Here is a 22896-nt window from a genome sequence, read left to right as displayed (position 1 = left end):
CCAAGCTTACAAACACAATAACTGCAAGAAGGAGGCGCGCTTTTGAGAAGAAAAAGGCTCCCGCGCCCGTTATGGGCGGCGGTAAGCTTGCTGCTGCTGATCGCGCTGCCTTGGATCGTTTGGATGATTCAAGAGGAGAGGTCACTGGTGGTGACGATATATGATAAGACGGTCCCAGACACTTCTTATAGGGAGCATAAGGGATTGATGTGGCTGTTGAACCATCGGAAGCTCACCAAGGCGGAGGGGGGCAAGTTCAGCTACGAACAGGACTATTACGGTTTCCATCCGCGGGCGGACAGGCAATATGAGGTTCGACCCTTACCTGACACCCAAGGTCTGGCGTCAACGGATCTACTCTATATGACGGATGCCTATGGTGTCTATGAAGAGGAGTTCTTCGGGCACAATCCGGAAGGCAACCGCTCCAAGAGCTTATACGGCGGGGTCACGAAGGAGGATGTGGCCGCGTTCCGAGCCTTTCTGTCCTCGAAGAAGCCGGTTACCTTCATAGCCGAATTCAATGCGTTCGGCAGTCCGACGACGGATCCGGAACGGGAGCAAATGTACGAGCTGCTGCGCGTCCGCTGGAGCGGTTGGATGGGCCGCTACATCCCCGACCTGAAGCCGGGCGGTGAGGTGCCGAATTGGGCGATAGCCTCGTATGAGCGTAAACATGGAGAAAAATGGGGCTTTGAAGGTCCCGGCTTTCTCTTCGTAGGGGAACAGGACGATATTGTGGTACTGGAGATGGGCAAAGACATAAGCACGGCGGGGAGCCAGTATGTGTGGACAGAAGAAGGCAGCAAGCTGACCGGCCTGACCGGGTCCCACTACTATAATTACTGGTTCGATATCACTGAGCCCATGAGCGGCGGCAAGGTGTTGGCGGAGTACCTGCTTGATGCGACTGAGGCTGGCGCAAGGAAGCTGGCCGAACAGGGTATTCCGCTTAGGTTTCCAGCCGTCGTGCGCAGTGCGATCGGAGCGAATGCGACGTATTATTTTGCAGGTGATTATGCCGACCATTCGGCTGTTCCGAACTATTATCACTATGCGGGACTCTCCAAGCTGAAGCGCTGGTTTACACGCGATACGCTGGGCAACGAAAATTCCTTCTTCTGGCACAGCTATGTGGGACTCATGGACGGTATCCTCGCCGACGCGGAGCAGCGCAAGTCAAGCCATAATCCGGCAGCCGCTTCGGCTCCGGATGTATCGCAGGGCGCCAAGCTCGTTTCGCGGACGCAGGGACGTATGCTTCAGACGTTCACTGGAGGTACATGGTCCGACATGTTCGTAACGGGTGTCAATCTGGGAGCAGCGCTGCCCGGTAAGTGGTTTACGGAGTTCCCGCAGGATGAAGCGACATATTACCGGTGGCTGGAGGGTATGGGGGAGCTGCATGCTAACTCCATTCGCGTCTATACGCTGCTGCCTCCGCCGTTCTATCAGGCGTTGGAACGCTATAACGGACTGCATCCGGAGCGGAAGATCTGGCTATTGCAGGAAATTTGGCCGGAAGAGAACCCGGAGAACCATAACTATTTGTCGACTGCCTATATGACGGAGTATCGGTTAGAGATGGAGCGTGTTATCGATGCCATTCACGGACAAGCTTCTATCCCGCCGCGGCAAGGCAGGGCCTACGGCGAATATCGGAGCGATGTCTCGTCATATGTGCTAGGCTATCTGGTGGGGCGCGAGCTGGAGCCGGAGGAAGTGAAGGCGACGGATAAGCTCAATCCGGGATATTCCTTCCAGGGGGATTACTTGACGACCTCCGGAGCGAGTCCAACGGAAGCATGGCTAGCCGCCAGCGCAGATTATGCGCTCACTTACGAGGAGAAGAAGTATGGCTGGCAGCACCCTGTAGCCGTAGTGAATTGGCCGACACTGGATCCCATCGAGCATACGTCGGAGTGGAACGAGCAGGGGATAAAGTCGCAGGAGTTTAACGACAGTGCGACGGTCGATATCCGGCATTTGAAGCATGGGCCGAAGATGAAGGCCGGGCTGTTCGGAGCTTACCACATCTATCCGAATTATCCGGATTTCATGAACAATGAAATCGCGTACGATGCTTATCACGACGAAGAGGGACGGCTTCGCTATGGCGGCTACCTGCAGGAATTCATGAGCGTGCATCAGGAATATCCGGCGCTTGTGGCGGAATTCGGACTTGCTACCGGCATGGGCAATGCACATACCAACCCTGACGGCTATAACCATGGCGGTATGACCGAGGAGCAGCAGGGGCAAGGCATCGTTCGCATGCTGAAGGCAATCCGGCGGGAAGGCTATGCTGGTGGTGTAGTTTTTGAGTGGCTTGACGAGTGGGCAAAGAAAACATGGGTAACCGAGCCGTATATGATCCCGTACGATCGGCACGTGCTGTGGCATAACGCGATCGACCCGGAGCAAAATTACGGGCTGGTAGCTATGGAATCGGTGAAGCCAACCGTTCCCGGCGCTATTGCGGAAGCTAAGCAAGGAATAGTGCAGCGAGTGGAGCTTCGATCTGACGCGTCGTATCTTTATATAGATCTGAAGCTTCAGGAGACGTTCGACCCGGCGAAGCATGAGCTGCGCATCGGACTGGATACGTATGACCGCGTTCGCGGCGAGCACAAATATGCGCCGAACCGGCCGGAGACGGCTCCATCGGGCATGGAGTTTCAGTTGGTGCTGAGCGGCACAGATACAGGGATGCTTCAGGTCATACCTTCCTACAACATGACGGCAGGACGTTATGCTTCTCAGGCGGCAGAAGAAGGACACTTCGAGGTCATGCGAACGGAGATTCAGAAGAAGCGCGTGAGACAGGACGGAAGCCGCATCGAGGCGCAGTACGGGGAGTCGAGCAAGCTGAAGTACGGACCGCTTACGAACTCGGCCAATCATTGGCACTCGGAAGGAAACCGCTTATCGGTCCGAATTCCATGGGGCCGCCTGCTTGTATCGGATCCAACCCAAGGCACGGTCATCGACGACCCGCGCAGCTTTAACGTCAGCTTGGGGAGGGACATGCTTCGAACAGTGCGGTCGGAGGGCATAGCGGTATCCATATTGGCCCTGGGTCGGGACGGGGCGTTGCTCGGCAGTCTGCCGGAGCAAGGGATCCGTGCTCCTTGGACCATGCCATGGAAAACCTGGAGCCAGCCGACATATCAGGAACGCTATAAGGATGGGTTTCACACGATTGGACAGTATTTTCAGTCGTTGAGATAATGGATCGGCTCCAATAATCTATAGGAAGATTAGACTTTAGCTTCCCACAGCAACGAATTGCGTTGCTGCGGGAGGCTTTTTCTTTTTTCTTATTATACCAATTTTTATCTAAAAACAAACGAAATATATTAATGATTGCTAATAAATAAACAAAAATATATAATGTCTATTGAAATGACTTTGTTTTATAATCTATGGACATTCACGGAGGGGAAACGATGAAGATACAATCAATACACAACCATAAGCCCGTTGTTATTACGGATAACTATCATGAGATCGACGGACGTCATACAGGTCACTCCGATGCGAAAGGTCTTTCCTTAGGTTTAACGACGGGGAACGGCAGAGGAAAGGCTGAACTATCTGCGAGGATCTGGAGATGTACCGACGAGAAGTGGTCTGAACAAGCTGAGGAAATGCCACTCCACCGTGTTCTTGATCTATCCATACTGATTTGCAGATCTTTGGAATATTTTCAGGAAGCGTATATTTATGAGCATCTTTACAATCCTGAGAAGCCTGCCATTGATCGCATCGGTATTCAAGGGGGAGCCATGAACGTATCGATTTGTACAGAAAATGAAAAGATTCGCGAGGATATTCGGTTGTTTCACCAGGCTTTAAGCGATGACGGAGAAATGATCGGTGAGAGATTGCGTACGCTGTCCGGGATTTTGAAGGAACTGGGATATTAAATAATAAGGGAAGGCGGTGAGCACTGTGAATGAGAACAAACCCTATCTTTTATCTCCGGGTAGACAATTGTCAGAGACGGAACAAGCTCTAGTGTGGAAAAAGCCTTCTACTCATAAAGTTAGTGCTGCAGAGAAGCGAATTTGTGAAGAGGTGAAACGTAATTGGAACAAAGGGGAGATAAAAATCTCAACAATTTTACTGGAAGGTGATGCAGGGTCAGGGAAAACACAATTGGCGAAGGCGTTATCGGCAGAGTTCGGATTGCCGTATACGAAAGTAACTTGCTTTGCCGATATGGACAAATCTGATGTGATAGGTGCGATTCTTCCGGTCATCACATCGGATAATAATGAAGCGTCTGATGAATCGGAACCATCTCCGGTGGAGTATCGGTTCTATCCGTCCGAGATCGTAAGAGCCTATCAGAACGGGTACCTTTTGGAGATCCAGGAGCCCACCGTCATCCGCGATGCAGCTGTTCTTATGGCTCTTAACTCCGCACTGGAACCTGACGGCAGTATCAATCTTCCCACGGAAATCATCCGCAGACATCCCGATTTCGTTGTCGTGGTTACGACAAATCGCAATTATTCAGGGACCAGACCCTTAAATGAAGCACTGCGTGACCGAATCCAACACACAGAAAAGATGGATATGCCGACGAAGGAGGTCATGATCGAACGTGCGATCGCGAAAGTGGGATTTCAGGATCAGACCGTTTTGGGAATATTGGCCGACACCATCATCGTTCTGGATCAGACAGCCAAAGCCAATGCGATCAAAGGTGTGGCGGGGATGCGTTCCTTTTTCTACTGGACGGATGCCGTCTCTGCAGGGATTCCCGTGAAAGACTCTCTGTATCATAAAGTAATCTACAAAATCACTACGGATCCGGAAGAAATCAAGATGTTGGAAGAAGCCATTCAATCTCGCGGACTGATGACAAAACTGGATGAACTGGACGCTGAATTAAAAAAAAACGAATTCTCGGGACGATGGCTGTAACCACTTCGGAAGAGCTTGAATATAAAGAGGCACAAACGGATGACAACGTGGAGGGGATCGCGCTAGTAAAGTCTACCGAGAGTGGCGAGAACTCCAGCAACCAAAGTATCCATTTTGATAAGTCTGAAGAGGGGATACGAAGTGAGTTTGGCGACCATGTTTCGTTCGCTGTGTCTACTGAACAATATAACAAAGAGCCCCAAAACAATCAGAATGAAAAGGCATTCCGAAAGCAGTTGAACAAGGAAGCAAGAGAAATTGTCGCTCATTCGATTCATAACAACGTAAAGCTTATCGTTCACCGTCCGGATTATACGCCGGAAAATCAAAAAGAGTTTGAAAGCATGAGCAAGAATCTTCTGCCCGTGATAAGAGAAATCGCCCGTAAAACCATGCCGCTCCTTGAGCATGAAATCTCTACGGACTTTGCAGGCCGTCACTATTATGGCAATCAATTTAGAGCCGAAAGTCTGGGCTATTTGGACTTCAGATATTTTTCCAGGAAGCTTCCGCCGTCGGACTCTCCCTCTTTGGTTGTGGGTGTTCGAGTCGATGAATCCAAATCTATGATAGCTGCGGGAAGGCTGGAAGCTGCGAAGCGAGCTGCAATCGCAATTTATGAATTTTGCATGTTATGTGATATTCCGGTTCTTATTTCCGGTGATACAGCGGATGTATCTCGGCTGGAGCAGATGTCGATTTTTTCCTACGCGGATTTTGCGAAACCGGATCGCCGGGATCGGTATCGGTTAATGGGGATAAGTGCCAGAAACAACAATCGGGACGGAATGGCACTTCGGATCATGGCTGACAGATTGGCGGGAGCCGAAGGACAGACAAAGCTGCTCATCAGTATCAGTGATGGTCAACCGAAAGCCATGGAGTCCTATACCGGGGAGGCTGCTGCTCAAGACATGAAGCAAACTATGGCGGAATTTGAACGAAAAGGTGTACGTTTTGTGGCTGCTGCCATAGGTCAAGACAAGGAGATCCTCGGCAGTATATACGGGGACGGACGATTTTTGAATATTACGGATTTAAACAAATTCCCTACGGAAATGGTACGGTATATCTCCAGGTATTTGTGAGAGGATGAGGAATGAAGGCAGCGCTAAGCGTGCCCTTTGATTTATTCCATCGGTTGCTTTTTAAGGGTATTTGTCAGCCGTACATTCCCTGCTCGATTTCGGTGTAAAATAATTGAATAGCAAAACACATGACGCAAAACAATATCATTGAATTACCAATCTAGGGAGGCTAATCAATTGACAAATATCCTTGAAACAACAATCGATACTATAAAAGCATTGGTAGATGAAAAAGACGACCAGCCGCTTCATGCCGGGGAAGTGATGGGGTCTTGGATTTATCTGGCAGGACTTGAATTAGCCAAAACTTCCGTACAATACGGTATCAACACCACTACAGATCGTGAATTAAAGTCTTTGCTTGAAGAAGATTTGCAGCTTGGAAACAGTCAGAGAGAACGGCTCCATAAATTTTTGCTGAAGGAAGGGATATCCTTGCCTCCCTCGCCTGAAGATTTGCCTCATTCAGAACCGCGTGATGTGCCGCTTGGCGCCAAATTAACGGATGATGTCATTGCTAACGAACTATCATTGAAAATCGCAAGCCTGATCATGCAAGCCGCCACAATCGTCACCCAATCGATTCGTACGGATGTAGGTGTCATGTTTCTCGAGTTCCAGACCGAGAAGGTTACTTTCTCCGGGAAATTAAAGCAAGTGATGCGTAAACGAGGATGGATTCGGGTTCCGCCGTTCTTTGTCCCGTCAGGTTCCCCGCATGCGTGACATTCTTAGATCTACACATTACTTTCTCCGACTCCATAGGTAAAAGCCCATCGCCAGATAGGTGCTAAATAAGAGAATAAAGAACAATGGAGTGGACAATATCTCCATTCGCCGGCTTCACTCCCTTTTATTTTAATTCGTGTATGGTTGGGTGGAACAGAAATAAAAGGATAACAACGATCGGAACGGATATGATCAATCCGCGAAGCGTGTTCCGATGATGAATGCGGATGATGCTAAAGGTAATGATATTAAACACCGTAGACCAACCGATATTCCAACCGTTAGCAAAGATAAAAAGTCCCTTAAGATAAAAGAGATATTCTATAAAGGTGAAATAGGCTACCCACATCGATACATAAAAAAATTGTTTACTTCCTTTGGGATAATACTGAAGGTAGATCATGAGAACAACCGGGACAATGAAGAATGAAAATGCGATATCAATGAGCGTATGATTTAACCACCTGACGGTGACAGCCTTATAAGCCCAAAGCGTATGCTGATAGAAGATAAGGTTATACAGCAGGTTGCAAATGATATAAAACTGAATGGTAGGGTAGAACTCCCTCCACCGTTTCCAATCAATGAACATCTTGGCGAATAGGCAATAAACCAACAAGACAACGAGTAAATACATGGTGTCATATCCTTTAAGGGTTTTACCTTGAAGTCTTGCCATATATTCAGGGAACCATACTTGTGCCCTAACCGGGGAACCATAGCACAAAAAGAAAGCCGGCCATCACGGCTGGCTTTCGCAGTTATCTATTTCACTTCCGATTTGCTTCGTTCTCTATCACTTTTCTTTGATTCAGAGGCTGGACGGGTCTATGATTGTCCGGGAAAATTGCACCGAAGGCCTCAATTTGTTCTTTTGACATTTGAATCGGCTGCTTTAATAAGATCCATCTCACCCCCTCCGTGCAAGGAGGAGTGGTTAAGGATCCGTTATATAGATAGCTCGTCCGATCCTCAGGAAGCAGGCGGCTCAAGTCGATCTCTCGCTCGAGTTTGATATCGGATTCCGTTTGCTGCTTCGGCAGTTTATTCCACATTTCCGCTAGCTCTTCGTTTGTTTTCCCTGCCTCAATCAGAAAACCCACCACCGCAAGCTTTCCTTCCGCGTTTTGATGAACCAAGTGCCCTTCCATCATATACGGCTTTCGGTTTATTTCATGCTCAGATGGCTTATGAAAATGCATCTGCAGCAGCTTATAAGGCTGCCCTTCCAGGACAATCGAGTTAGAGCCGGACGGGTCGTTTGCCTGAACGGTATGTCCGTTATTCATTACAGTAAACAAAGTGCGTTGATAATGATATTGGATGCTCTCCTTGTTTTTTAGTTTGGTTACTTTTTGCGGATCAATGGAAATGGGAGATTGCTCTTTACCATTAGCGCATACGGCAAAGGCCGGGTCTAATTTCCCCCAATGCGCAGGTCCCGTAACCCCCTCATAAGACCACCTTGTGGCAGGCGGAGCCTCCGCTCTCGGGCTTACAGGTGCAATGGCCGCTGCAGACTGGCTAGCGAAGAACAAGAGACTAAGCGACGTGACTGTAATAAGTGTGCAATATTTTCTTTTCATGGATTATATTATGTATCCGATTTCGTCAGTTATACGGCCTCTGCAGGGCATAGTCTCATGGAATATATTAGACAAGGCTCTTTTGGCGATATAGTGCTAGAATGAGTCCTGGTGATCTCATTATGACAATGAAGTACAATTATCATTCCGTATCCAAAATGGTTGGCTTTTACCGTAAACATCAAAGAGTACCAAGCGAAACGGAGGTTCTGGCTGCTGCAGAGCAAGCAAAGAATGGAAATATAAGGGGGGCCGCTCTTCTTCTTGACTGGAGCCGGCACTGCTTCTTTGTTAAAACGGATTCAGAACGAATGGTCATGGAACAAATCCAGGCTCTCCTAAAGCAATTCATGGTCCGAAACAATGAAGGCTAACTTGATGGTTTGCGAACTGGCAGGTCATGGTAATACTAACAATGAAGTAGAAGCCTGACCGAACGGAGTCGTGAGAATGAAAGATATTACCTTTAAAGCTATAGCGATTACGAATGAAATTGACCTGAATAAAATCGCAATCCACTGCGGAATTCCCAAAAGATATACATGGGAGCAGCCACTAGTGCTAAAAGGGGAGCTCCTTGGGTCCATTATGAATTATTCCATAGGGCTGACGCAGCAAGTGCTTGTGTTTTCCTTCGGCAGTATTGTCTTCATCAACCATACCAGTGATAAAGAAATAACGAGCTTTTTAAAGTTTATACATACGTTTGAAAATGACATTGACTTCCAATCCGTATTTCAATATACGGACGATTACCGGCTGCATCTGGAGGTAGCTGATACCATTGAAATGACGGATGAATTCGTGGCGGTTCCTGAATATGAAAGCTTTTACCCCGAGCTGATCTCTACCGTACTGGCCAAATCCGTTGCACTGGAAAAGACGGAGGAGCAGCTAAGCAATATCCAGGATAACCTCGAAACGATGATCGATAGATTGGAGAGGGGGAAGCTGGGCATTGGTAACAAGGAGCTGGCGAGGATGACGGCAAGAATTGTACGCCATGAATATAATACACTTGCCTATATTATGATTTTGGATAAGCCGGAGATCACGTGGACTAACAGCTCGGCTAATGAGCTTTATGACAAAATGCTGGAATTTTTCGAATTAAACGATCGATATAAAATTCTCAAGAACAAGACGGATACTCTTTATCACATCCTGGAGGGGTTCTCGAATATCAGTCATTCGATCCGCGGACTGTTCGTGGAATGGGTTATAGTAACACTCATTGTAATCGAGGTTATTCTTACTGTGCTGCAGATCATCGGTTTATTATGAAAGAGCTAGGGCAGAGTCCAAACAGGACCTGCCCTTTTTTTTTGTATTGTTGAGATGGATATTGCAGCCGCAAGAGGATGCAGCGCGAAACGGGGGGGATGAAAGATGAGTGAGGTTTATATTCTGCTGACGGCAACGGGGATGAGATTTGCAATAATGATTCAAGCCTGCACGGCGTCTCCCTACACGCACGCTTCGCTTGCTTTGGATGCCGGGCTGGAGGAGCTTTACAGCTTCGGGCGTAAACACCCGACCAATCCTTGGTCAGGCGGTTTCATCCGAGAGACCGTTACTGAAGGAACTTATGCTCATTTTCCCAATACCCGATGTGCACTTTTGTGACTCTCTATCACAGCAAGACAACAAGACAACATCCAACGGCTCCTTTACATCTTCCGGCAAAATCAAGACCGGTATCGGTACAATCAGATCGGATTACTCGGTGTACTGCTGCAGATTGAGCTGGCGCCGCGGCACGCGTACTTCTGCTCGCAATTTGTGGCGCAGGTGCTGCAGCAGTCGGGAGTTGGCTTATGGGAACGTCCTGCCGGACTGATTACGCCAAAAGACTTCTGGGAGCATCCCGAGCTTCAGCCGGTGTACGAGGGGCTGCTTTTCAAATATCCGCTGTTGGATCGAAGCCGACGTAAGTATCTAGCTTCCGTCCCCGAGGGCGTCCTGACTCCACGAACGTCTACCTCTTAGAGAGGCAGGCGGTACTTATGCATGATCATGGAAAGAGGGGAATACGAACCGGTAGGTAGTGACGGTATGTTGCAGATACAAAACGTATCTGATGTATTAAGGAGCATTTACATAATTAGATCCGATGATTGGGGATTCTATCCATTAGGGAAAAATCAAGAAGGGAGATTTGACACATGGCGAAAGATAATCCCGAAACGGGGAAGGCAGCGGTAGGTGACGTAGATAGCTTTGGGTTGCAGCCAACCAGCTTTGTTTTGAATACAGAGGGAAATCTTGTGGAAGCCGCAAAAGGGTTTGAACCGAACATGATAAATGAAACGGACGTAAATTCCCGGACGCAAACATAGCCCCTCCGACTTCCATAGGGAAGCGAAAGGGCGAAATGTTCACTTATGTGGAGAGGAGATGGGGTTATCGGCCCCGTCGTACCTCCACCGCTTATTTCATCGTGTCGAGAAGCGTCTTCACTTCAGGATTCAAGTTAAGCGTGTTAAGAATCACTTGAAGTGCTTCTGCGCGTGTGGATTCGCTCTTAGGGTCGAACGTGTCCTCACGCTTTCCGTTGATGATGCCTGCTTCAGCCGCGTTCTTAATTTCCACTTCCGCATAAGACTCCTGCAGATCCTTGAAGAAGCCCTTGCTCTCGTCCTTCTGTACGACGCTCAAGTTGACTAAACGGGATAGGATTACTATCATTTCCTCTCGGGTAATGGCCTTGTCCGGACGGAAGGTACCGTCGCCATAACCGCTAAGAACACCCGACTGCGCCAGCTTCTCGATGGAGTTCTTGGCCCAATGATCGCTTAGATCATTCATCACTACGGGGCGAGCGGAGCTGTTGACATCGAATACGCGCGAAATAATCTGAGCAAATTCTGCACGGGTAATCGTCGCATCCGGTTTGGCTGTCCCATCCTCATAGCCCTCGATAATATGCAGCTTTACGAAAATGCCAACCGTCTTTTCAGCCCAATGCCCTGCCGTATCCGCCGGTATGGATTTCTCCTCCGTGGACGATTCGGCTACCTTGGTCCTAATGGAATGGACTACTTTCTCCGTCACGATAATCTCATTTCGGAATATCGGAGTACCGGCCTGTGCCTTATCTGGTGCATCCGCATTTACAGATGCCCCAGGACCTGGCGGAGCTGCGGGTAATACAGGTGCGGTCCGTACTGGAGCCGGGGTTACTGCATCCTGGGATACGGACGACGATTCCTCCGGAACAATTACCGTAGGCGAGATTTCCGCGGGAAGTACTGTTACAGCGATAAACGCCTGCTGTCCGCCGTAAGTAGCTGTAATCACGGTAGACCCTACGGAGTTGAAAGAAATCATGCCGGTTTCGCTAGCGGAAGCGATATTCGCGTTCTGGGAGCTCCAAATAACATCCTGATTGGAAATCACTACGGTCGAGTTGTCATGATAGACTGCCCGGATGACCGTACTGCCTGAAGGATACCCTGCTGCTTGTGTAAAAGTTGCCGGCGTTGCGTTAAGACCTGCGAGCGTGACTGTCGGCGATGGATTTGGATTCGTCCCTAATGCAGGCAGAACTTGTAATGAATAGGGATACGATTGCCCCTCATATGTGGCGGTTATCACAGTTGTCCCTGCATTGAGTGCGGAAACAATACCTGTTCCGGACACAGTGGCCACTGCGGGTATACTGGATTCCCATACTGCCGACGGAGTTATATCCATTGATGAACCCGCCGACAGTTGGGCATTGGCGTAGAACTGCTTGGAGTCCCCTGCATATACAGGTCCCTCTAGGGTTGAAATGGTTAGACCGGTTACAATGCTGGCCGGCGCATTTCCGCTTCCCGACGAATTGCCCGTTCCGCCGGCCGAGGGGCTTGCAGGCAAGATCTGCACAAAGTCGCTTAGTCCTCGGGGTTTCAGCTGGAACGTGCTATTATCGACAGAAGCAACACCGGAGATTTGTACCTTATCCCCAAGTCCATACGATTGTAGAAAAATATCCTTCGTAAGGCCCGTTCGTGCATCAACTCGTACTCGTGATGTTGTGCTGTCTGCCGCGACAGCATCAAATTCAAAAGAACCGGCAGGTGCTGCGTCGCTAAAATTTTGGATGACAACTTGATCCAGCGATACCAATTGCCCTTGGTTATAGGCGTGCAGGGAAGTGACCGTCTCGGGTACAGGGATGGCATCGGTTCCGGTCTTTGCCAAGTGGTGGATGCTTGCAAGCCCCAGCTCGCCGTTAAACAAAGTCAAATCTCCGCTGACCAGCACCTTGTCACCAACGTTATAACCCGTCGAATTTTGGGGAACATATATTCCTCCTGTAGAATCCTGCAGGTAGAACGACTGGTCACCGAATGCTCCAGGCTGTGTAGTCACTATCCCTTCGATGCTGACGGTCGTACCGCTCGCTTTACTTCTTGCCATGACGATCGTGCTGACCGGCGGGATATCCGGTGGAAGCTCTTGCGGCTGTGCAGTGGCGTCGGCCGGCACCGTCTTTGTCAGTAAAGCGTTTGAGCCCTGCCTGATCCGGAAGTTAGCGGAGGCAGGGGTGCCTTTAAGCTTTATCAGTACCTCTTTAACGGCATGCCCCTTCGCGTTAGCAGTAACGGCAAATGAAGCACTATAGCCTGGGCTTGTCGGCCAGGTTGCACCGCCGTCAAGGCTGATCATACCGAGCTGCGCTCCGCCGCTTGGATTATAAGCCCCAACGTTGAGGTTCGATAAGGTAGCGCCCGGAGCCATATTGTCGATAACAACACGTACCGGGAACACCTGCTCATTGCTTGGCATCGGCGACTGCGATACAAACGAGTAAGTCGGATTCGTCACAGCAATAGCAGAACCGTAAGAACCCGATTTGAACGTAGAAGGATCATACCATTTATAGCCTGCTGCGGGTGCTGCCCACGGTTCTGCCTGCGGCTCCGTAGAATCGGGTGGATTCTCGAAAGGCAGTAATGGGGTCGGCTGATCAAGCTCAAGTCCCGGGTATTGATCCAGACTTGTGATGTTAGGCTCTTCCGTTGTTAACCAGTCGATCAAATTGAGGAGATAAGCGGAATCCTGCTCTTCTTTCCACCCTGCATAGGTAGTTTTAGAAGTACCTGTCTCTTCCCGTAAATATTTAGGCGTTTCATCTTCCACAGGAGAGGAATCGCCGATAAACGCCGCCTTTCCCGCTCCTGCCTTGGCAATCGCGGAATAAGGACCTTCTGCCACGCCGCCGCCATTGTATACGCCTTGGTCCACGGCATTAGCCCATTTTGCGTTCGTTTGCGGCAAGTAGATGAGGCCCTTTGCCTTGGTAGGATCTGTAATGGCAAGCGTTGAGCCAGCGTGCATCGCGACATTGCTCACGCCTTGAGTTATCCCGAAGGACTGATCCGGAGGGACAATGGTTTGACCGGTAGTAATATCGGCTAGCGCATTATAACGAAAGCGTACGCCGAAATGATCGGATAACCAGTCCGAGCTCTGCACCCCCTGCATTGCGGAAGAGGCGGCCTCCTCGGCAGTCATGCCCTTTGCGGGATTGTCCCATGCACCGCGGCGGTACCCATTCATCACTTCCGAAGCATCCCACCTGTTTTTGTTGCGATCTGCGTTGTAGTGGTCGGCGATAAAGAAAATACTGCCGCCACCCTGGACATACTGGACCATTGCCTCTTGTTCCGATGCTTTGTACGGAATATTGGCTTCACCGATCACAAACGCATCATAATCCAAGAGGTCAGCGAGCGTAATCGGTGTTGTCTTGCGTAATTCCTTCACGGAATAGCCTCTTCCAGCAAGCCCATTAGCAAAATCGGAAAATCCCCCGTCGATGACCCAATCCGCTGCACCTGCGGTCTGGCCATGGGTGTTGTCAAACAACACCTTCTTTCCGTTCGGCATTCCGACCGGATTCACGACCGGTGCTGGATCCGCCGGCCCTTCCGCGTGAACACCATGTGTCCCGCCTGTGATTAGAACATTGGTAATCTGCAGGACCACCGTTGTTGTCAACAAAACTTTCAATATACGACCCTTAAATCTAACCACGCACACACCTCCGGTTGTCATAAAGCTAGCTAGCTTATGTAATCTATTTCTACCTTCTTAAATGTAACAAAATATTGTCGGTTTTTGTCGATTTTACATTAATTTTTTACTTTGTAATTTTTGGTAACGCCCCATTTTTTTGACGAATTTACACGAAAAATATTCACACTATCTTCACATAGGTTAGGTTATATTTAGAAAGAAAGCGCTTTATTTAACAATCTTAAGCATCTTTGCATAACGGCTTTCAAAATAAAAAAAGGGGGTTAGTTCGATGCTCCGTTGGATTCGGAAGGCACGGAACACGGGGGTGCAGCTTCGTTCGATCGGATTCAAACTGTTTCTTGCTTTTCTCGTTAGTATCGTAGCGAGCTTTGCTTTATCCGGTTGGCTGGTATACAGCATCTCTGCGCAAGCCTTGAAAGAAAAGGTCGGGAACAACGCCGACCAAGTAACCCGCGACGCCGCGAAGCAGGTCGATCTTTGGGAGAGGCAAATGGAGGGCGTGTTCAACAACACCGTCATCTTCGCAGTGAACAATCAAGCTTTGACGGAAAAGCGCCGCAAGCTGCTTCCTGACAGCCCGGTTGAATTGGCGGAATACGAGAGAACGCTGCAGCGTCTCGCCGCCATAAAAGCCGAGATCGAAAAAGTGAACTCGGAGCTGAAGCCGAACACGCCGAAGCCGATTGCGCTAACCCGGCTCGAATCGGAACAAACCGAGCTGTTAAAGAAGTCAGCCGAGCTGAACAAGCTGAGAACAGAAGCGGACAAGGCGTTTCGGGAGTACGTGCAAAGCTCCGTCATGACGAATTCGGATATGGTGTTCTCCTCCTCGATGGTTCGCCACAACGGAGATGATCAGATTCAAATCAGCAGTATTACAGCGTACAAGGCAAAAGCGAATCCTTACCAGCTGCCTCTAGTACAGGAAGCCGTCGCCGCTAAAGGCAAGGTCGTTTTCTCCAAACCGCAGAAGGGCTCATTTTTGTTCGAGGCTCCCGAAACGGTATTCGCCATGGCAAGAGCCTTTTGGAGTCCAGAGGACCTCGTGTGGGCCGACGTCATCGTCACGGAATTCAAGCTATCCTATTTCGAAAAAATGCTGAGCCCGATCACCTTCGGCGGCATCGGGGAGATTCATTTGATAGGACAAGACGGAACAACTTATTTCACGAACCGCCCTGAGGCGGAATTCGGGGATCCGGCCGCCGTGAAGCATTCCCCCAATCAGGACACCCGGATCGCAGATTATACCGATGCCCAGGGAAATAAATACTTGTTGGCCGGCACTACGCTGCGGAATCAACCCTGGACGCTGATTGGCGCCATACCGGAAACCAAATTACTGGAGGATGCCCAGAAGATTCTGGAGCGATTCTATTACTTGCTCGGCGGCTCCGTAATTGCGGCTTGCCTTCTCGGCTGGTGGGGCTACCTTACGTTCGGGAAGCCGATGATTATCGCACAGCGCAAGATGCAGCTTGCCGAGCAAGGCGATCTGAGCGTTCGACTGCAATTTCGCCGTTCCGACGAGATCGGCTCTGTCGGGACAAGCTTTGATAGTATGATGGATCGGATTAACGGGATTGTAGGCAGCACAAGCCAGTCCGCCAATCTGCTGCTTCACTCCACGGAAGAAATTCGCGGACTGGTTGAATCGAACGAGTCGGCGTCAAGAGAAATCGCCTCCACTATGAACGAGATTTCAATCGGCGCAAGTAATCTGGCAAGCGACGCCGAAAAAAGCGGTGTGCTGATTGGAAAGCTGCATCAGTGTTTGAATGACGTCATAGAGAAAAACACGCATATGATGCAGGCTTCGGAGCAGATGGAAGCTGCAAGTCACGAAGGACTTTCCACGATGCAGGTGCTTTCGGAGCAAAGCCAGATCGTCGAAGCCAAAATTACCGACCTAAACCAAAAGATGGAACGGCTGAGGGAAAGCACACAGTCTATCTCCATCGTCATGGATTTTCTGCAGAGCATTTCGAAGCGGATCAATATATTATCGTTGAACGCGGGTATTGTCGCTGCTTCTTCGGGAGAAACGGGCAAAGGCTTCATGGTCATCGCAGGGGAGATCCGGAATTTGGCCGTACAATCGCATAACTCCATCGAATCAGCCGGGCAAATCATCGAGCGGATCCATAGCTATATGGAAGAGACCAGTGAGCTGGTCTCGGAGTCGATGCCGATCTTCAGACGACAGCTGAATGCGTCCGACAATTCTCAGGAGATCTTCCAGAAGGTGATGCTTTCCATGCAGCAATTCACCGAGCGCTTTCATGAGGTCTGGGGTTCACTGCAAATATCGGTGGAGGCTGGTCAAGAGTTAAATGAAATGCTGCTGCAGGTCAGCGCTTTATCGGAGCAATTCACTGCTTCAACGGAAGGCGTCGCAGGACTGGTCGACCGGCAGTATCATTCCAGCAACCGCTTGGTGGAAACGACGAAGGCGCTTGAAGCACTCTCCGCCAAGCTGAACGATTCGTTAAAGGGGTTTGCCGTATAGTCCTCAATCGATAGCTTCTACAAATCCTAAGGCTTCCTGCGTTGAAGATACGCTCATACGCGTATCTTCAATGCAGGAAGCCTTTTTCCTAGTCTTTTCCCTTGAGTTAGTCAACAATGATTATGAAGTTGTTGATTAAACAACGAAACCGGTGAAATTAACGATTGTTTTGTTTATGTTCTTACTATAAATTATAGACGGATGTCGATAATACATCACTCGTAGTTTATATTTGAACATGAAAGGAAGGTATTGAATATGCCGAATTTTATTTTTAGGTTAAGCGATCATTTGGCTAAACAAAACAACGTGCTCATATTCATATTAACCATCGGAGTATTCGGTATCTTAAATACCGAGATGGGGGTTATTGGGTTATTGCCTGCCATTGCCGATCACTTTCATGTCAGCATATCCAAAGCAGGACTGCTGGTCAGTCTTTTTGCTCTAACTATTGCTGTGTCTGGACCAACGCTGCCGTTATTGTTTTCCGGGATAAATCGCAAAAAGGTCATGTTACTGGTATTAGGCGTATTCATTGTGGGAAACATGGTATCCATCTTTACATCTAATTTTACGATTCTATTAATTGCTCGAATCATACCAGCCATTTTTCATCCGATTTATTGTTCTTTGGCATTTACTGTGGCTGCTTCCTCAGTAAGCGCAAAAGATGCTCCAAAAGCTGTTTCTAAAGTGTTTATAGGAGTATCTGCCGGCATGGTAGCCGGTGTACCGATCGCAAGCTTTATTCATAGCGCCGTTTCATATGAAATGGCCATGGCATTGTTTGCTATTGTTAATGCTATTGTCTTCATTGCTACATCGATGTTTGTGCCATCTATGCCTGTTGAAAACAGATTTTCTTATGGCAGCCAGCTTTCCGTATTAAAAAAACCTATGATATGGATCTCCGTCATCACGGTCATTTTATTAAACTCAGCTGTATTTGGGGTTTATAGTTATTTAGCCGAATATCTGAAAACTGTAACGAATATGTCTCCGAACACCATCAGTTTAACCTTGTTCATTTTCGGCGGAGCCAATATCATTGGAAACATTGTCGCAGGAAGGTTACTTACTCATAGTGCCGTTAAGTCTGTAGTAGCCTTCCCATTGTTATTGGGGGCTGTTTACATCATTGTATTCTTCACAGGAAAGTTCACCTTACCTATGGAAGTGTTAACTTTCATTTGGGGAATATTGGCTGGAGGGATCATGGCAAATATCAATCAATATTTGATTATGTCCGCAGCTCCCGAAGCGCCCGATTTTGCCAATGGATTATTCATTTTATCTTGTAACGTTGGAACAACATTGGGGGCAGCTGTTGGCGGTTTTTTAATATTAAAAATCGGTACACAATATGTCGTACTGGTGGGAATCCTATCATTGGCAGTAAGTTTGGTAACGATTTTACTTAGACTCTACATTGAGCGATATGTTACTCAACCAGTCTCTTCAGCTGCTCAGCGAATCCCCCGTCCATAGTAACCTCTGCGTTGTTCAAAAACAGCAGCTCATCCACGGGATGCTCCCGAAGAAATTCGGATAGCTTCCGATCGAACTGCCGCGGATCGACCACATAAATTTCCTTGTAATGTGCCGTAAGGAAGGGGATAAAGGCATTCCCGTAAGAATCCTTCACCACTAGAAGCCTTTTCGTGCGCTCCGCATCGGTTCGGATCACACCCCAGGGGCGGTCCCCGCTAAGGAAGATCCGGTATTTGTTTTTGCGTGTCGCATGGCCCATATCCAGGAGCGGCAGGGTCAATGGCCCGGTATAATGAACGGTGTATTCCGTCTGCACCGGTGGATGGTAAACCGTGATGGTATCCGGATTGTCTCCCAGCTGCCGATTCTTCGTGGCAGCATGGAGCGAGCCCAGAAAGCCTGATATCTTCTCCACCCGATAGCTGCTTAGAGGCAAAGGCGTTTCGTTTCGGAGTTTCATATAGGCTGAATAGGCATAGTAAGCACCCGTTGCTGTCCAATGATGATCCGTGCGAAAATACAATTCTTCCCGGGCGTACGGCTGAAGCGCAGTTATCGCATCAACCCTTGCTATGGACGGGTGGAGGCGCGAATACACAGTTTCTACAGCTTCCCGCTGGGAGGAGGAGAGCTTCTTAAGTTTAGCTGACGCAAGGAACTCCACCGCCGTCGGTGCTAACAGCACGGTCACAGGGACTCCAAGCACTTCTTTCGCCCGGTTCATCGCATCGGCATAGGCCCGCCCCGCCTCCGAATCATAGGTAAACAGGTTCATAGCCCGGTCTCCTGTGATGAGCACCTTGCCCAGCACATGTCCCTTAATCTCGGGCTCCGCTTCCGTCTCTGCCGGTAGAATAGCAGGCGGCGGTGTCACGCCCGGTTCGACTGTGTGCTGCGGCTCCGGTTTAACGGCAATTTCCGACGTATTATTTGCCTGTGAGCTTATGATCGACGTCCGCTCCCTGCCGACGAAGCCGTGCCAGGATAGGACGAGTTTGCTGACATCAACGAGCCTATCCCGGAAGGCGACATGATCGGCAATATAGTTTTCCAGCTGACGGAAATACGCTCCGGACCATAGTGTTTGTGCCGTCAGTTCAGGAAAAACGGTTAAGGCGCGATTCTCCATCTCTGAGAGGGTTGCGCTTCTCCCGAAGGGTACAGACAGCGAAGCTCCGACCGCCAGGAAGGCGAGGAACAAACAAATTTGCAGAATCGAACCGGTGCGCATGTTCAGTGAACCTCCCCTTACGCCTAGAATCGGAAATAGAAAAACGGTACATAGCTCCGTCCCACCAATAGCAATGCGGATAGCGCCAATAAGGTAAAACATACCGCGGGAACCAGCGCATGCCGATAAACGTCCTGAACAAGCGGAGGCGGCCTGTCCCCCGAGGTTAGGGTATCATGCAGCACAGCTGGCAGCGGGGTGGATCCAATAAGAGCCAGGATCAGCAAAACGGCGTTATTATGAACATGAATCAGCAGCTCTTCATCGATCCATGGTGCTGCTGTCAATCCAAACATAACTCGCAAATAATATACGCCCCGTGTCATGGATTCGAAATAGAAGAACACCCAACCGATCAGAACGATTGCGATAAAATACAAGTGCGATATCCACCTGGGCATTGCTGTGAGGAACCGTAGGAGAATGCTTTTTTCCAGTGCAATCAAGGCTCCGAAGTATAATCCCCAAAGCACGAAATTCCAGCTCGCTCCATGCCATAAGCCCGTCGCAAACCACACGACAAACAGGTTCAGCCACGGTCTGCGCCGGTTGCCTCCCATTGGGATGTAGACATAATCACGGAAGAAACGTCCAACGGAGATGTTCCAGCGTCTCCAAAACTCCGTAGCACTCCTAGAGATGTAGGGGTAATCGAAATTCTCCTTAAATTTGAAGCCAAACATTCGACCTAGACCGATCGCCATGTCCGAGTATCCCGAGAAGTCAAAATAAATATGCAAAGCAAACAGCACGATCCCGAACCACGCCCCTGCGAGCGAAAGCTGCTGAAGATTGCCGTCCAAAAACAGAGGCGACAGCTCCCCCAGCGCATTTGCGAGAATAACCTTCTTCCCCAAACCGACCGCGAAGCGGCTGATACCATAGCTGAACTCCTCTAACGTGACGGTGCGCCGGGATAGTTGCTGCTGCACGTCGGCATAACGAATGATGGGGCCAGCCACAAGCTGCGGAAACATGGCGATATAGAGGAGAAGCTTGGCATAGGAGCGCAGCGCCGGCGCTTCACCGCGGTACACATCCACAAGATACGATATGAGATGAAACGTGAAAAAGGAAATGCCGATCGGGAGTCCCGGATCCTCATAAGGTATTCTTACCGAGGTCAGTGCAGCCAACGATTCCAAAAGGAAGGGCATATATTTGAAGTGGAACAGCAGCGCCACTTGGAACAGGATGGAGGTGGCAAGAATGGCCTTCCTCTTGGTTGAGTGACCGCCGCCTTGCTTATCCAGGAGCAGACCTCCGCACCATCCAAGGAGCACATTAAGCAAGAGAACGATGATCCAAAGCGGCTCGCCCCATGCGTAAAAAACTAACGAGAACAGAAGAAGTACAGGATTCTTAAGCCTTGGGGGTGAGAAGTAGTAGCAAATCAGTGCTAATGGTAAAAAGCCAAACAAGAAGACCAAGCTGGAGAAGACCATTGCTCACACCTCATCGGAACCGTATATGGATATTATTGTAACTATCGTTCCGAATCTATTCGTTGGTTTTGATTATTACATAACCATTTTATGGGACGTTGAAATAAAGAAAAGGATATGATAAGATATCGCTAAACTTAACGAATGGAGATGAAGAGAATAATGTAATATTTCTTGCCTGGTTTAAAGAATAAAGCGGATTGTTTTATTCTTTATTGGCAAGAAAGTTACCTTATTCTTTTCACTCATTAAATATATTGTATTCACCCTTGTTCCGGGGGTGGATTATCCGTATTTTTTGAGCTACAAGAAAGGTAACTTTCTTGTAGCTCTATTTTTTTTGATTGGAGGTCCAATATGTCATTGATTAAAGTTACGAACCTCACATTTGCCTATGAAGGCAATTACGACAACATATTTGAGAACGTTAGTTTTCAAATGGATACCGGCTGGAAATTGGGTTTTACCGGGAGGAATGGCCGGGGCAAGACCACGTTTCTCAATCTGTTACTTGGTAAGTACGAGTACAGTGGAACAATATCGGCAAACGTCAGTTTCGAGTATTTCCCATTCCACGTTGAGAACAAAGAGCACAATACCATTGATATCGTAGCCGACATCTATCCGGACTACGAGCACTGGCAACTTTTGCGTGAGCTGTCGCTTTTGAAAGTGACGGAGGAGGTATTATACCGACCGTTTGGGACCTTGTCCAATGGTGAACAAACGAAGGTGCTGCTCGCAGCCATGTTTTTGAAGGAAAACAGTTTTTTGCTCATCGACGAGCCGACCAATCATCTGGACCTTCATGCCCGGAAGCTGGTCAGCGATTATTTGAACGATAAGAGCGGGTTTATTCTGGTATCGCACGACCGGGCGTTCTTAGATAACTGCGTGGACCATATTCTTGCGATCAATAAGACCAATATCGAAATCCAGAAAGGAAATTTTTCCGATTGGTGGGAGAACAAACAACGGCAGGACCAATTCGAGCTCGCCGAGAACGATAAGCTGAGGAAGGACATCAAGCGGTTGTCCGATGCGGCCAACCGGACGAGCAATTGGTCGCACGAAGTGGAAAAAACAAAAAACGGGACTCGCAACTCCGGCTCCAAGGTAGATAAAGGTTACATCGGCCACAAGGCAGCCAAAATGATGAAGAGGTCCAAATCGATAGAGCAAAGACAACAATCCGCAATCGAGGATAGATCTCAGCTGCTTAAGAACGTCGAAAGCTCAGAAAGCCTGAAAATATCACAATTGACGTATCACAAACACCAATTTGTCGAGCTTGACCGCGTATCGATTCATTATGCCGAGAAGAAAGTTTGCCATGACGTCAGCTTCACTATAGAGCAAGGGGACCGCATTGTGCTCTCCGGCCCCAACGGTTCAGGTAAATCCAGTTTGCTCAAACTGATCTGCGGCGAGGATATCCCTTACTCCGGGGCGTTACGAATCGGGAGTCAATTGAAAATATCCTACGTTTCGCAAGACACTTCGCATTTGCGCGGCAATTTGTCGGATTTCGCCAGAAACAACGGGATTGACGAAAGCTTGTTTAAATCGATTCTACGGAAGCTCGATTTCTCGCGTTTGCAATTCGAAAAGGACATTTCATCTTTTAGCGGCGGCCAGAAGAAGAAGGTGCTCATTGCGAAAAGCCTCTCCGAGCAGGTTCATTTGCATGTTTGGGACGAACCGCTGAATTTTGTCGACGTCATTTCCCGGATGCAAATCGAAGAGCTGCTTCTGAAGCACGCTCCGACCATCCTTTTCGTGGAGCATGACAGCGAATTTTGCAAGCATATCGCGACAAAGATTGTAGAACTTACAGACTAACCCT

17 protein-coding genes are annotated in these 22896 nt (G+C 48.8%); 12 read left to right on the top strand and 5 right to left on the bottom strand.

Annotation, left to right across the window (positions count from 1 at the left end; translation table 11 throughout):
- The first annotated feature begins 42 nt into the window (after positions 1–42).
- The 5 genes from QMO62_RS27990 (at position 43) to QMO62_RS27970 (ending at position 6749) form a co-directional block, all read left to right on the top strand.
- Positions 43–3231 carry a hypothetical protein gene (locus tag QMO62_RS27990; protein WP_284645784.1) on the top strand — a complete coding sequence of 1063 codons (3189 nt, stop codon included), beginning with the start codon at positions 43–45 and terminating at the stop codon, positions 3229–3231.
- Between the two features lie 218 nt (positions 3232–3449).
- Positions 3450–3929 carry a DUF6530 family protein gene (locus QMO62_RS27985; protein ID WP_284645783.1) on the top strand — a complete coding sequence of 160 codons (480 nt, stop codon included), beginning with the start codon at positions 3450–3452 and terminating at the stop codon, positions 3927–3929.
- A 25-nt stretch (positions 3930–3954) separates the two neighbouring features.
- Positions 3955–4935 (top strand): AAA family ATPase, encoded by a 981-nt coding sequence (locus QMO62_RS27980; RefSeq protein ID WP_284645782.1) that lies wholly within the window; start codon positions 3955–3957, stop codon positions 4933–4935.
- Positions 4926–6023 carry a vWA domain-containing protein gene (locus QMO62_RS27975; protein WP_284645781.1) on the top strand — a complete coding sequence of 366 codons (1098 nt, stop codon included), beginning with the start codon at positions 4926–4928 and terminating at the stop codon, positions 6021–6023. Before QMO62_RS27980 ends, QMO62_RS27975 begins: the two co-directional genes overlap by 10 nt.
- Before the next feature lie 177 nt (positions 6024–6200).
- Positions 6201–6749: a DUF3231 family protein gene (locus QMO62_RS27970; RefSeq protein WP_284645780.1), complete on the top strand. Its 549-nt coding sequence runs from the start codon at positions 6201–6203 to the stop codon at positions 6747–6749.
- Between the two features lie 127 nt (positions 6750–6876).
- Here QMO62_RS27970 and QMO62_RS27965 read toward each other — a convergent pair whose 3' ends face one another.
- Complete coding sequence (locus tag QMO62_RS27965; RefSeq protein ID WP_284645779.1) at positions 6877–7389, bottom strand: CBO0543 family protein; 513 nt, start codon at positions 7387–7389, stop codon at positions 6877–6879.
- Between the two features lie 133 nt (positions 7390–7522).
- Positions 7523–8338, bottom strand: coding sequence for a carbonic anhydrase (locus QMO62_RS27960; RefSeq protein WP_284645778.1), 816 nt, complete (start codon positions 8336–8338; stop codon positions 7523–7525).
- 450 nt (positions 8339–8788) lie between these two features.
- On the opposite strand from QMO62_RS27960, the gene QMO62_RS27955 reads away from it, so the two are divergent.
- The 4 genes from QMO62_RS27955 to QMO62_RS27940 all read left to right on the top strand — a co-directional run bounded on the left by QMO62_RS27955 (position 8789) and on the right by QMO62_RS27940 (position 10677).
- Positions 8789–9622 (top strand): RMD1 family protein, encoded by an 834-nt coding sequence (locus tag QMO62_RS27955; protein WP_284646702.1) that lies wholly within the window; start codon positions 8789–8791, stop codon positions 9620–9622.
- A gap of 105 nt (positions 9623–9727) precedes the next feature.
- Entirely contained in the window at positions 9728–9964 is a 237-nt protein-coding gene (locus QMO62_RS27950; RefSeq protein ID WP_284645777.1) for a hypothetical protein, read from the top strand.
- Positions 9965–10120: 156 nt separating this feature from the next.
- Positions 10121–10327 (top strand): hypothetical protein, encoded by a 207-nt coding sequence (locus QMO62_RS27945; protein ID WP_284645776.1) that lies wholly within the window; start codon positions 10121–10123, stop codon positions 10325–10327.
- A 176-nt stretch (positions 10328–10503) separates the two neighbouring features.
- On the top strand, positions 10504–10677 hold the full coding sequence (locus QMO62_RS27940; RefSeq protein ID WP_284645775.1) for a hypothetical protein: 174 nt from the start codon (positions 10504–10506) through the stop codon (positions 10675–10677).
- A gap of 91 nt (positions 10678–10768) precedes the next feature.
- Here the strand turns inward: QMO62_RS27940 and QMO62_RS27935 are convergent, their stop codons facing one another.
- Positions 10769–14365, bottom strand: coding sequence for an S-layer homology domain-containing protein (locus tag QMO62_RS27935; protein ID WP_284645774.1), 3597 nt, complete (start codon positions 14363–14365; stop codon positions 10769–10771).
- Positions 14366–14639: 274 nt separating this feature from the next.
- Here QMO62_RS27935 and QMO62_RS27930 point away from each other — a divergent pair, with 274 nt between their 5' ends.
- Positions 14640–16880, top strand: a complete 2241-nt coding sequence (locus tag QMO62_RS27930; protein WP_284645773.1) for a methyl-accepting chemotaxis protein — start codon at positions 14640–14642, stop codon at positions 16878–16880.
- A gap of 291 nt (positions 16881–17171) precedes the next feature.
- Positions 17172–18371 carry an MFS transporter gene (locus QMO62_RS27925; RefSeq protein WP_284646701.1) on the top strand — a complete coding sequence of 400 codons (1200 nt, stop codon included), beginning with the start codon at positions 17172–17174 and terminating at the stop codon, positions 18369–18371.
- Here the strand turns inward: QMO62_RS27925 and QMO62_RS27920 are convergent.
- Positions 18325–19605 (bottom strand): DHHW family protein, encoded by a 1281-nt coding sequence (locus QMO62_RS27920; RefSeq protein WP_284645772.1) that lies wholly within the window; start codon positions 19603–19605, stop codon positions 18325–18327. The genes QMO62_RS27925 and QMO62_RS27920 overlap by 47 nt on opposite strands.
- A gap of 23 nt (positions 19606–19628) precedes the next feature.
- Positions 19629–20888 (bottom strand): MBOAT family O-acyltransferase, encoded by a 1260-nt coding sequence (locus QMO62_RS27915; protein WP_284646700.1) that lies wholly within the window; start codon positions 20886–20888, stop codon positions 19629–19631.
- Positions 20889–21407: 519 nt separating this feature from the next.
- On the opposite strand from QMO62_RS27915, the gene QMO62_RS27910 reads away from it, so the two are divergent.
- Positions 21408–22892: an Lsa family ABC-F type ribosomal protection protein gene (locus QMO62_RS27910; protein WP_284645771.1), complete on the top strand. Its 1485-nt coding sequence runs from the start codon at positions 21408–21410 to the stop codon at positions 22890–22892.
- Positions 22893–22896: the final 4 nt, after the last annotated feature.

The organism is Paenibacillus silviterrae, from assembly GCF_030167925.1.
Classification (GTDB): Bacteria; Bacillota; Bacilli; order Paenibacillales; family NBRC-103111; genus Paenibacillus_G; species Paenibacillus_G silviterrae.
The sequence above is the reverse complement of the archived record's forward strand: the minus strand, read 5'-3'. Positions and strand labels throughout refer to the sequence as shown.